This window comes from Streptomyces sp. NPDC004542, assembly GCF_040610035.1.
Classification (GTDB): Bacteria; Actinomycetota; Actinomycetes; order Streptomycetales; family Streptomycetaceae; genus Streptomyces.
Window position 1 is genome coordinate 1 of the sequence record NZ_JBEXLP010000146.1, and the last position, 11,186, is coordinate 11,186.

At 73.7% G+C, this 11,186-nt stretch carries 10 protein-coding genes; 5 read left to right on the forward strand and 5 right to left on the reverse strand.

Features of this window, described 5'->3' with window-relative positions:
* The 4 genes from ABZX30_RS36720 to ABZX30_RS36735 form a co-directional block, all read right to left on the reverse strand.
* Positions 1-344, reverse strand: a 344-nt coding sequence (locus ABZX30_RS36720) for an XdhC family protein (protein ID WP_355942386.1), incomplete at its 3' end; no start/stop codon positions are given.
* 57 nt (positions 345-401) lie between these two features.
* Positions 402-2,786, reverse strand: coding sequence for a xanthine dehydrogenase subunit D (gene pucD, locus ABZX30_RS36725; protein WP_355942389.1), 2,385 nt, complete (start codon positions 2,784-2,786; stop codon positions 402-404).
* Positions 2,787-2,791: 5 nt separating this feature from the next.
* The gene (locus tag ABZX30_RS36730; protein ID WP_355942392.1) at positions 2,792-3,328 is read right to left on the reverse strand and encodes a (2Fe-2S)-binding protein; all 537 of its coding nucleotides are present in this window, start codon (positions 3,326-3,328) and stop codon (positions 2,792-2,794) included.
* On the reverse strand, positions 3,328-4,218 hold the full coding sequence (locus tag ABZX30_RS36735; RefSeq protein WP_355942395.1) for a xanthine dehydrogenase family protein subunit M: 891 nt from the start codon (positions 4,216-4,218) through the stop codon (positions 3,328-3,330). Before ABZX30_RS36735 ends, ABZX30_RS36730 begins: the two co-directional genes overlap by 1 nt.
* 298 nt (positions 4,219-4,516) lie before the next feature.
* On the opposite strand from ABZX30_RS36735, the gene ABZX30_RS36740 reads away from it, so the two are divergent.
* The 3 genes from ABZX30_RS36740 to ABZX30_RS36750 all read left to right on the forward strand — a co-directional run bounded on the left by ABZX30_RS36740 (position 4,517) and on the right by ABZX30_RS36750 (position 7,730).
* Complete coding sequence (locus ABZX30_RS36740) at positions 4,517-6,214, forward strand: PucR family transcriptional regulator ligand-binding domain-containing protein (RefSeq protein WP_355942398.1); 1,698 nt, start codon at positions 4,517-4,519, stop codon at positions 6,212-6,214.
* A gap of 138 nt (positions 6,215-6,352) precedes the next feature.
* Positions 6,353-7,135: a hypothetical protein gene (locus tag ABZX30_RS36745; protein WP_355942401.1), complete on the forward strand. Its 783-nt coding sequence runs from the start codon at positions 6,353-6,355 to the stop codon at positions 7,133-7,135.
* A gap of 70 nt (positions 7,136-7,205) precedes the next feature.
* Positions 7,206-7,730, forward strand: coding sequence for a DUF2231 domain-containing protein (locus ABZX30_RS36750; protein WP_355942402.1), 525 nt, complete (start codon positions 7,206-7,208; stop codon positions 7,728-7,730).
* 176 nt (positions 7,731-7,906) lie between these two features.
* On the opposite strand, the gene ABZX30_RS36755 is transcribed toward ABZX30_RS36750, so the two are convergent.
* The gene (locus ABZX30_RS36755; protein ID WP_355942405.1) at positions 7,907-8,713 is read right to left on the reverse strand and encodes a GntR family transcriptional regulator; all 807 of its coding nucleotides are present in this window, start codon (positions 8,711-8,713) and stop codon (positions 7,907-7,909) included.
* Between the two features lie 119 nt (positions 8,714-8,832).
* Here ABZX30_RS36755 and ABZX30_RS36760 point away from each other — a divergent pair, with 119 nt between their 5' ends.
* Complete coding sequence (locus tag ABZX30_RS36760; RefSeq protein ID WP_355942407.1) at positions 8,833-9,666, forward strand: (2Fe-2S)-binding protein; 834 nt, start codon at positions 8,833-8,835, stop codon at positions 9,664-9,666.
* A 302-nt stretch (positions 9,667-9,968) separates the two neighbouring features.
* Entirely contained in the window at positions 9,969-11,018 is a 1,050-nt protein-coding gene (locus ABZX30_RS36765) for a DUF2637 domain-containing protein (protein WP_355942410.1), read from the forward strand.
* The last annotated feature ends 168 nt before the right edge of the window (positions 11,019-11,186 follow it).

An 11,186-nucleotide genomic window follows, 5' to 3' on the forward strand; every position in this document is an offset into this window, starting at 1 on the left:
GCGGCGGCGACCACCGGCCGGGCGGGGTCGCCCGACCGGACCGGCGTGACCAGGACATCGATGACGCCGCCGCAGGTCAGCCCGGCGGCGAAGGCGTCCTCGTCGCTGTACCCGAAGCGCTCGAGCACGGACCGGCCGTCCTCGAGGGCCTGCCGGCACAGCTCGTACACCGCGCCCTCCACACAGCCGCCGGAGACTGAGCCGATCGCCGTTCCGCCGGCGTCCACGGCGAGGGCGGCGCCGGGCCGGCGCGGCGCGCTGCCGCCCACGGCCACCACGGTGGCGACGGCGAAGTCACGGCCCTGCTCGACCCACCGGTTCAGTTCCTCGGCGATGTCCAGCATCTCGGATCTCCTCAGCAGCGTTCCGATCGGCCCGGGTGACGTCGGGGTCCCCCGGGGTCAGGCGGTTCCGGTGAGGTGTTCCGGCCGGACCGGCGTGCGGTTCAGCTCCAGCCCGGTGGCGTCCCGGATCGCCGCGAGGACGGCCGGGGTCGACGACAGGGTCGGGGCCTCGCCGACGCCGCGCAGCCCGTACGGCGCGTGGTCGTCGGCGAGTTCGAGGACGTCGACCGGGATGGTCGGGGTGTCGAGGATGGTGGGGATCAGGTAGTCCGTGAAGGAGGGGTTGCGGACCTTCGCCGTCCTCGGGTCGACGACGATCTCCTCCATCACCGCGATGCCCAGGCCCTGGGTGGTACCGCCCTGGATCTGGCCGATGACGGACAGCGGGTTGAGCGCCTTGCCGACGTCCTGCGCGCAGGCCAGCTCGACGACCTTGACCAGGCCGAGGTCGGTGTCGACCTCGACGACGGCGCGGTGCGCGGCGAAGGAGTACTGGACGTGGCCGTTGCCCTGGCCGGTGCGCGGGTCGAAGGGCTCGGTCGGGCGGTGCCGCCACTCGGCCTCGACCTCGACGGCCTCCCCCTCCAGCACGTCCACCAGGTCGGCGAGGACCTCGCCCGCGTCGGTCACGACCTTGCCGCCCTCGAGGAGCAGCTCGGCACCGGCCCAGGCGGGGTGGTACGTGCCGAACCTGCGCCGGCCGAGCTGGAGTACCTTCTCGCGCACCAGCTCGCAGGAGTTACGGACGGCGCCACCCGTGACGTACGTCTGACGCGACGCGGAGGTCGAACCGGCGCTGCCCACCCGTGTGTCGGCCGGACGGATGGTCACCTGGGAGACGCCCAGCTCGGTGCGGGCGATCTGCGCGTGGACCGTGACGCCGCCCTGGCCGACCTCCGCCATCGCGGTGTGCACGACGGCGACCGGTTCGCCCGCGACGACCTCCAGACGGACCCGGGCGGTGGAGTAGTCGTCGAAGCCCTCGGAAAAGCCGACGTTCTTGATGCCGACCGCGTAGCCCACGCCGCGTACGACGCCCTCTCCGTGCGTGGTGTTGGACAGCCCGCCGGGCAGCTGCCGTACGTCGGCGCCCTCGCTGCTCTCCCACTGCCGCTCCGGCGGCATGGGCATCGCCTTGACGCGGCGCAGGAGTTCGGCGACCGGGGCGGGCGAGTCCACCCGCTGGCCCGTGGGCATGAGCGTGCCCTGCTCCATGGCGTTGAGCTGCCGCAGCTCCACCGGGTCGATGCCGAGCTCCTTCGCCAGCTTGTCCATCTGCGCCTCGTAGGCGAAGCACGCCTGGACCGCGCCGAAGCCGCGCATGGCGCCGCAGGGCGGGTTGTTGGTGTACAGCGCGACGGCCTCGATGTCGACGTCGTCGACCCGGTAGGGGCCGACGCCGAGGGAGGCGGCGTTGCCGACCACGGCCGGGGAGGCGGAGGCGTACGCGCCGCCGTCCAGGACGATGCGGCACCTGACGTGGGTGAGCCTGCCGTCCCGTGTCGCGCCGTGCTCGTAGGACAGCCGGGCGGGGTGGCGGTGGACGTGGCCGAAGAAGGACTCGAAGCGGTTGTAGACGATCTTCACCGGCTTGCCGGTGCGCAGCGCCAGCAGACAGGCGTGGATCTGCATCGACAGGTCCTCACGGCCGCCGAACGCGCCGCCGACACCGGCCAGCGTCATGCGCACCTTCTCCTCGGGCAGGCCGAGGACGGGCGCCATCTGGCGCAGGTCGGAGTGGAGCCACTGGGTGGCGATGTACAGGTGGACGCCGCCGTCCTCCTCCGGCACGGCGAGGCCGGACTCGGGGCCGAGGAAGGCCTGGTCCTGCATGCCGAAGGTGTACTCGCCCCGGACGATCACGTCCGCCCTCCTCGCCGCCGCGTCCGCGTCACCGCGGATGATCGGCTGGCGGTGCAGGATGTTCGGGTGCGGGACGTGGCGCAGGTGGCCGTCGGTGCGCCTGTCGTGGACGAGGACCGCGTCCGGGGCCGTCGCGGAGGCCTCGTCGGTGATGACCGGCAGCTCGCGGTAGTCGACCTTGATCTTGGCGGCGGCCCGGCGCGCGGTCTCCGGGTGGTCGGCGGCGACGATCGCGACCGGCTCGCCGTGGTGGCGCACCTTGCCGTGGGCGAGGACCGGGGTGTCCTGGATCTCCAGGCCGTAGTGCTTCACGTCGGCGGGCAGGTCGTCGTACGTCATCACGGCGTACACGCCCGGTGTCGCGAGGGCCTCGCCCGTGTCGATCGAGACGATGTCGGCGTGGGCGACCGGGGAGCGCAGGATCTGTCCCCAGAGCATGTCCTCGTGCCACATGTCGGACGAGTACGCGAACTCGCCGGTGACCTTGAGGGTGCCGTCGGGGCGGAGCGTGGACTCGCCGATGCCGCCCTTGGTCCGGGTGCCCTGGGTGAGCTTGGTGGGAGCGCCGTTGGTGGGCATGGGGGTCAGACCGCCTCTGACTGCCGGGCGGCCGCCAGGCGGACCGCGTCCATGATCTTCTCGTAGCCCGTGCAGCGGCACAGGTTGCCCGACAGGGCCTCGCGGATGTCCTCGTCGGTCGGGTCCGGGTTGCGCTCGAGCATCTCGTCGGCGGCGACCAGCAGGCCCGGGGTGCAGAAGCCGCACTGGACGGCGCCGGCGTCGATGAAGGCCTGCTGGACCGGGGAGAGTCCGCTCCCCTCGCCGGTCCGGGAGCCGGTGCCCCCGGCCCGCGGCGTACCGCCGGCACGCTGCCCGGCGAGTTCGGCCAGCCCTTCGACCGTGACGACGTCCCGGCCCTCCACCTGGCCGGCCGCCACCAGACAGGAGCACACGGGCACGCCGTCCAGCCGGACCGTGCAGGACCCGCACTCCCCCTGCTCGCAGGCGTTCTTGGAGCCGGGCAGGCCGAGGCGCTCGCGCAGCACGTACAGCAGGGACTCGCCCTCCCACACGTCGTCGGCTTCCCGCGGGCGTCCGTTGACGGTGAAGTGGACACGCATTACGCGACTCCCTCCGAGGCGCGGCGGGTGCCGCGGTACGACTCCCAGGTCCAGGTGAGCGTGCGGCGCGCCATCACGCCGACCGCGTGGCGGCGGTAGCTCGCGGTGCCCCGGACGTCGTCGATCGGGTTGCAGGCGGCGGCGCACAGGTCCGCGAACCGCTTGGCGACCGACGGGGTGATGATCTTTCCGTTGTCCCAGAAGCCGCCCTCGTCGAGCGCCGCGTTCAGGAAGTCCTCGGCGGTCTTCGCGCGGACCGGGGTGGGCGCGGCCGAGCCGATGCCGGTGCGGACGGTCCGCGTCCCGGGGTGCAGGGCCAGCCCGAAGGCGCACACGGCGATGACCATGGCGTTGCGGGTGCCGACCTTGGAGTACTGCTGGGGGCCGTCGGCCTTCTTCACCCGCACCGCGCGGATCAGCTCGTCGGGTGCCAGGGCGTTGCGCTTCACGCCGGTGTAGAACTCGTCGATCGGGATCAGCCGGGAGCCGCGCACGGACTCGGCCTCGACCTCGGCGCCCGCCGCGAGCAGCGCGGGATGGGCGTCGCCGGCCGGGGAGGCGGTGCCGAGGTTGCCGCCGACGCCGCCGCGGTTGCGGATCTGCGGTGAGGCGACCGTGTGCGAGGCGAGGGCCAGGCCGGGCAGCTCGGCGCGCAGGTTCTCCATGATCTTCGTGTAGGGCACCGAGGCCCCCAGGCGCACGGTGTCCTCGCCGGCCTCCCACTCGTAGAGGTCGCCGACGCGGTTCAGATCCAGCAGGTACTCGGGCCGGCGGTGGTCGAAGTTGATCTCGACCATCACGTCGGTGCCGCCCGCGATCGGCACAGCGGTGGGGTGCTCGGCCTTCGCGGCGAGCGCCTCCTCCCAGCTGGCGGGGCGAAGGAAGTCCATGACCGGCTCTCCTCCTGGTCTCGAGGTCATACGGTTCGAGCCAGATCGGGTGCGGCGGGCCCGGCTCGTTCATGTGGTGTTCACGCTGAACGGGATCAGTACACCGCGCTGTGCTCCGACGGGGTCAGTCACGGAAACCATGAAGGAGTTGGCTGGCCAGGGCGGGCATCTTGTAGATTCGTATGAACGGAGGCTCTCCGTAACCTCTTCGTTTTTCCGGGGAAACGTCACCAGGCCCGTGCCCCACGGGGACCTCCTCGACCATCGTAGATTTCGAGACAGAGAACGGCGGACGAGAATGCGGCTGCGCGCACTGCTGGACACCGACGCGCTGGGCCTCAGGCTGCTCGGCGGCGAGGGCGAGCTGGACCGCACCGTCCGGGGCGTGATGACCACCGACCTGCGCGACCCCAGCCGCTACCTCTCCGGCGGGGAACTGGTGCTGACCGGTCTGGCCTGGCGCCGGGACGCCGCGGACTCCGAGCCGTTCGTACGGATCCTGGTGCAGGCCGGCGTGAGTGCGCTCGCCGCCGGCGAGGCCGAGCTCGGGAACGTCCCGGACGACCTCGTCGTGGCCTGCGCGCGGCACCGGCTGCCGCTGTTCGCCGTGCACGAGTCGGTGGCCTTCGCCACGATCACCGAGCACGTCGTGCGGCAGGTCTCCGGCGAGCGGGCCGGGGACCTCGCGGCCGTGGTGGACCGGCACCGCCGGATGATGACCTCCGGACCGGCCGGCGGCGGCCCGGACGTCGTCCTGGACCTGCTCGGCTCGGACCTCGACCTGCGTGCCTGGGTGCTGTCGCCGGCCGGGCGCCTCATCGCCGGCCCCAAGGCGGCGGGCCCGGCGCCGGCCGCCGAGGTGTGCGCCCGGCTGGCCGCCGAGCACCTGGCCGCCGTGCGCGGCGGCCGCCAGGGGCCGCACCGGCTCACGCTGGGGTCCACGGTGTACTCCCTCTTCCCGGTCCGCGGCTGGGGGCACCGCCCGGCGGCAGGGGCGGGCCGCTCCCCGCAGGCCGCCCGGGACGTGCGCGAGACGGTGCTGTCGGACTGGCTGCTGGCCGTCGAGGCCGACGCCGGGGACTGGCCCGGGGAGCGCCTCGACCTGCTGCAGGGCGTCACCCAGCTGATCGCGGTGGAGCGGGACCGGCGGGACGCGGCCCGCACGGTCCGGCGACGGCTCGCCCAGGAGGTCCTGGAACTGGTGCAGACGGGCGCGGCGCCCGCCGAGATCGCCGCCCGTCTGAGGGTCGCGGCGCCGGTCCTGCTGCCCGGCCTCGGCGCGGCCCCGCACTGGCAGGTGGTGGTGGCCCGGGTCGAGTGGCAGGGCGGGGAGGTCGAGGGCGGTCCGGTGGCGCAGTCGCTGCTGGAGGAGATCCTGGTGGACCCGCGGGCGACCGGCCCCGAGCCGTCCGACCGGATCGCCGTCGCGCACACCGGTGACGAGGCCGTCGCGCTGGTGCCGCTCCCGGCGGTCTCCGCCGAGCACGACGGATCGGAGGCGGGCATACTCGCCGACGCGCTCCTGGAGTCGGTACGGGACCCGCTGTCGGCCGGGCTCGACGACGACGGGCGGGTCACGCTCGGCGTCAGCGCGGCCGTGCACTCGGCGGAGGGACTGCGCGGGGCGCTGGAGGAGGCGCGGCACGCACGGCGGGTGGCAGCGGCGCGGCCGGGCCGGGTGTGCGCGGCGGGCCACCAGGAACTGGCCTCGCACGTGCTGCTGCTCCCCTTCGTCCCGGACGACGTCCGCCGGGCCTTCACCGCGCGGCTGCTGGACCCGCTGCGGGAGTACGACCGCCGGCACCGGGCCGAGCTGATCCCGACGCTGGAGGCCTTCCTCGACTGCGACGGCTCCTGGACGCGGTGCGCCACGCGACTGCACCTGCACGTCAACACGCTGCGGTACCGGGTGGGCCGGATCGAGCAGTTGACGGGGCGTGATCTGTCCCGGCTGGAGGACAAGCTCGACTTCTTCCTGGCGCTGCGGATGAGCTGACCGCGCAGAGCGGTCCCGGAGCCGATCACTCCCGTCACTTTGTGAAAAGTTTCACCCAGCCCCTTGGCCCGGCCCCGTGATGGGTGCTGGAATGCCGCCACCACTCACAGGCTCGATGGCGTGCTCGGGGAGGGCAACGTGGCGTATTCCGCCATGTCTGGTAACGGAACGACCGCCGGTGACGATCCTCTCCAGACCGCGGTATGGCGGTTGCGCTCGCGGGCCTGCTGGGCCGACGCGGCGGCCCTGCTCCCGCCGGAGACCGCGGCCGCCGCGCTGCAGCGGGCCGCGCTGCTCGTCGAACGGTGCCTGTACACCGAGCGGGGGTGGGAGGAGGCCGAGGACGCGCTGCGCACCGCGGAGGCGCTGGCGCGCGACGACGAGGAACGGGGGGCCGCCGCCTGCGAGCGCGGACAGCTCGCCTACGCGGCCACGCTGCACAGGGTGCGCGACCGGGCCGACGAGGCGCGGGCCGCGCTCGGACGGGCCGCCGCGCTGATCGTGCCGGACGCTCCGGGCCGGGCGCTGCTGGACTTCCGGCGGGGGCTGCTCGCCGAGAACCTGGCCCGCTCCCCGCAGGCGGCCCGTGCCGCTTACCGCCGCGCCCACGCGGGCGCCGCCGCCCACTCCGATCCGCTGCTGCTGTCCTGCACCTGGCGGCATCTGGCCGGACTGTCCCTGCGGGACGGGGAGTTGGCGGAGGCGCGGCACGGCTTCGCCGAGTCGCTGCGCATCCGTGAGGAACTCGGCTACCTGGTCGGCACGGCCCCGGCCCTGGCGTCCCTGGCCGACACCGAGACCGAGCCCGAGGCGTCCCGGCTGAGGGAGGAGGCGCGGCGGTTGTTCCGGCTGCTCGGGGGGGTGCCCACGTGGCTGGCGCGGCACCTGGCCCCGCCCGCGCCAGGAGTGGCCACGGCTTGAGCGGTGCCCCAGAGGAAACTGAGAGGTTCCTGTGCCAGGCTGGCGCGCCCGACCAGCGGAGGAACCCCCCATGAGCCTTATCAACGGCCTGCCCGCGCACATCCTGCTCGTCCATGTCGTCGTCGTCCTGGTCCCACTGACCGCGCTGGCCCTGGTGGCGGCCGCGGTGTGGCCACGGGCCGCCAGACGCCTCGGCCCGCTGCTGCCGGTACTCGCCCTCGTCTCGCTCGTCAGCGTGCCGCTGACCACGGAGGCGGGCGAGTGGCTGGAACGGCACGTCGACAGCGATGCACTGGTGCGGCGGCACGCCGAACTGGGTGACGGGCTGCTGCCGTGGGCGCTGGGTCTCTTCGTCCTGGCGATGGTCGTGTGGTGGGCGACCCGGAAGACGGCCGCCGCGGCCGTAACCGGCACGGCGCAGACGGCTCCGGCGAGCACCGGCCGCTGGACGGCCATGCCCGTGCGGATCGCCGTGGCGGTGCTGTCGCTGGCCGTGGCCACGGGCGCGGTCATCGACGTCTACCGCATCGGCGACTCCGGCGCGAAGGCGGCCTGGCACGACGGCTACTCCAAGACCGCGAACGACGGCTCCTGACCGCCACGACACCGCACACCCCGGCCACCGCCCGGCGCCGGGGCTGGTGCACCGCGGGAGCCATCCCGGCAGGCGCCGGTCGCCGGCGTTCGGCGCGCCGGCGGCTGCGACGCCGGGGCATCCCGCACGACGGCTCCGCACGGTGCGGCACCGCGCATCCGGGCCCGTGGGGCTCTTCAGCCGGCGCCCGTGAAGTGTTCCCCCGCCAGGGACCGGACGACGGTCAGATCGCGGGCGATCAGGGCGTCCAGCAGGGCCGTGTGCTCCGCCGCGTCCGCCACGAGGTCGGCGCGGGCGGGGCGGGCGGGGCCGCCGACCGGGGGCCGCTGGGACCGCCGGTGCAGGTCCTCCGCGAACCGGACGAGCTGCTCGTTGCCGGACAGGCCCAGCACCGCACGGTGGAAGGCCAGGTCGGACTCCGCGTACGCCGCCCGGCAGCCGGAGGACGCCGCGCGGACCGTGTCCTCGGCCAGCGGCCTGAGCTCGGCCCAGCGTTCCGCGGGCAACGTACGGGCGAGCCGCAGCATCACCGGCACCTCGATCAGCGCGCGCACCTCGGCGAGTTCGGCGAGTTCCCGCGCGCCCCGCTCCACGACCCGGAAGCCCCGGTTGGGCACGACCTCCACCGCGCCCTCGAGCGCGAGCTGCTGCATGGCCTCCCGCACGGGCGTCGCGGATACCCCGAACCGTTCCCCGAGGGCGGGCCCGGAGTACACCTCGCCGGGCTTCAGGTCGCCCAGCACCAGCGCGTGGCGCAGGGCGTCGAGGATCTGGCCGCGGACCGAGGACCGCTGGACGGCGGGACGGGGGTCCAGGACGGGCGGCTCGCCGTGCGTGTGCTCGCCCCGGGCGGCCGGCGAGGCCGGGGCGCCCCGCTGACGGTCCGCGCCCCGCTCCCGGGACTGCGGGGGCACCCGGACGCCGGAGTCCTGCACGCCCTGCTTCACGGGGTCCTCCTCCGGCTTGTCGGCACTTGGGGTCATTACGACGGGTTGCTACTCGTCCGTCAAGCACCTTAGGCGCACCGGGCGGCAGTTCAAACTTCCCGCCACAATGAGTAAGGTAAGCCTTACCTTGTTCGCCATTCGATCGGTGGTGTCCCATGCCCGTCCCGGCCTCACCCCTCTCCGGCGCCTACGCCTGCCTCACCGAGGCCTACCCGGGCCTGGCCGTCACGGAGCTGGGCCCCGAGGACCCCGCTCCGCGCGGCGGCGACTGGGTCCGGGCCGCGTCGCTCGCAAAGGGCGGGGCGGAGCTCGCGGGCTTCCTGGCCTGGGACGAGGCGCAGGTGCTGCGCGACTACGGACAGCGGGCCCGGCCGGACGTGGTGGCGAGCTTCGGCCTGCACCGCTACGCCTGGCCCGCCTGCCTGCTGGTCACCGTGCCGTGGTTCCTGCGCCGACGGGTGCCGCGCCTGCCCGTGACCGAGGTCGCGTACGACCGCACCGCCGGCCGCATGGCCGTGCGCGCCGCCTCCTTCGCCTGCCTCCCCGGCGACCCGGCGGCGGCGCATCCCGGCGCGGTCGTGGTGCCGGACGAGGAGGCGCTGCGGGACCGGGTGCGCACGGCGGTGGCCGAGCACCTGGAACCCGTACTGGCCGGATTCGGGCCGCGGATGCGGCGGCGCGGGCGGGCGCTGTGGGGCATGGCGACCGATGAACTGGTCGAGGGGCTGTGGTACGTCGCCCACCTGCTCGGCGAACAGGAGCGGGCCGTGCGGGAGCTGGAGCTGCTGCTGCCGGGTGCGACCCGGCCGTACGTCGGCTCCGCCGCCTTCCGCACCCTCACCGGACCGGACGGCGAGCCGCTGCCCACCCGGGACCGGGCGAGCTGCTGCATGTTCTACACGGTCCGCCCCGAGGACACCTGCGCCACCTGTCCGCGCACCTGCGACAACGACCGTGTCGCCGGACTGACGGCCACCGGAGCCGTTTGAGGCACCCTCAGGAGCGAAGAGGGCTCCGCGTGCACTAAGATCACGGCGATCGGAGCGTCCGCTCGGCGACAGGAGATTCACCACTTCCTCACCCGTCGCGGGAACTTTCCGAGGAACCATCCGTACGGGTACTCTTATTCGAACTCAACTCCCGCCCCTCAAGCGGCAGTTCGAGCAGAACGCCGCCCTGGGCATCCCCTTGCACTTCCTTGGCGGCCTCTTGCCCCGAAACCCCCTGAGGGCCGGTGGGGTTGGGTCACTATGGCGGGCGTTACGCCCTATCCCAATGCAAGGGACCCCAGATGAGACTGACCGACATATCGCTGAACTGGTTGCTTCCGGGCGCCGTACTGCTCCTGGGCGTGCTGGCGGCGGTGGCGGTGCTCGCGCGCGGCAAGCGCTCCTCCGGGGAGAACGCGAGCGCGGACGACTCGTGGGAGCGCAGCGAGGAGCGCCGCAGGCGCAAGGAGGCCATCTACGGCACCGCCTCCTACGTCCTTCTGTTCTGCTGCGCGGCGGTCGCCGCCGCGCTCTCCTTCCACGGCCTGGTCGGCTTCGGCCAGCAGAACCTCGGCCTGACCGACGGCTGGGAGTACCTGGTCCCGTTCGGCCTGGACGGCGCGGCGATGTTCTGCTCCGTACTCGCGGTGCGCGAGGCCAGCCACGGTGACGCGGCGCTCGGCTCCCGCATCCTCGTGTGGACGTTCGCCGGCGCGGCCGCCTGGTTCAACTGGGTGCACGCGCCCCGGGGCATGGGCCACGCGGGCGCCCCGCAGTTCTTCTCCGGCATGTCGCTGTCGGCGGCCGTGCTGTTCGACCGCGCTCTGAAGCAGACCCGCCGGGCCGCGCTGCGCGAGCAGGGCCTGGTGCCGCGTCCGCTGCCGCAGATCCGTGTCGTCCGCTGGCTGCGGGCTCCCCGTGAGACCTACAAGGCCTGGTCGCTGATGCTGCTGGAGAACGTGCGCAGCCTGGACGAGGCGGTCGAGGAGGTCCGCGAGGACAAGCGCCAGAAGGAAGTGACGCGTCAGCGCCGGCGGGACCAGCAGCGAGTGGAGCGCGCCCAGCTGAAGGCGATAAGCCGCGGTCACCGGGGCTTCGTCGGGCGCGGCGGCCGTCAGGTGGAGGTGCAGGCGGTGGAGCGCGGCTCCGGCCAGCCCGCCGGCGAGCTCACCGCGGAGCCTGTCATATCCGCGGAACAGTTGCCGGTACCCTCACGGCCCTCCCTCCAGCCGGTCCGCAAAGGGTCTGACCCCCTGACGGTGGACCTGACCGCGGAGGACGACACCATGGCGCTGCCGCGCCTGGACTCCCTGGAGCGCAAGCTCAAGGACCTCGAGCAGCAGTTCGGCTAGGCATCGGTTGCGAAGAGACCGCTACGCGGCGGTCTCGCACAGCGGTCCGGCCAGGACCGGACGCCACGGGACGGGGGCGTGACCTTCGAAGGCCCACCCGCACCACGGGCGCCAGCCCCGGCACCCCGGCCGCCCGCACCGCGTCGGCCAGCGGTGCCTCCGCCTGCC

Bases quoted from the DNA above. Each gene is read 5' to 3' on its own strand.
- ABZX30_RS36750 (WP_355942402.1), top strand. From the start codon at position 7,206: ATGAGCCTTATCAACGGCCTGCCCGCGCACATCCTGCTCGTCCATGTC.
- ABZX30_RS36730 (WP_355942392.1), bottom strand. From the start codon at position 3,328: ATGCGTGTCCACTTCACCGTCAACGGACGCCCGCGGGAAGCCGACGAC.
- ABZX30_RS36760 (WP_355942407.1), top strand. From the start codon at position 8,833: ATGCCCGTCCCGGCCTCACCCCTCTCCGGCGCCTACGCCTGCCTCACC.
- pucD (WP_355942389.1), bottom strand. From the start codon at position 2,786: ATGCCCACCAACGGCGCTCCCACCAAGCTCACCCAGGGCACCCGGACC.
- ABZX30_RS36740 (WP_355942398.1), top strand. From the start codon at position 4,517: ATGCGGCTGCGCGCACTGCTGGACACCGACGCGCTGGGCCTCAGGCTG.
- ABZX30_RS36755 (WP_355942405.1), bottom strand. From the start codon at position 8,713: ATGACCCCAAGTGCCGACAAGCCGGAGGAGGACCCCGTGAAGCAGGGC.
- ABZX30_RS36735 (WP_355942395.1), bottom strand. From the start codon at position 4,218: ATGGACTTCCTTCGCCCCGCCAGCTGGGAGGAGGCGCTCGCCGCGAAG.
- ABZX30_RS36765 (WP_355942410.1), top strand. From the start codon at position 9,969: ATGAGACTGACCGACATATCGCTGAACTGGTTGCTTCCGGGCGCCGTA.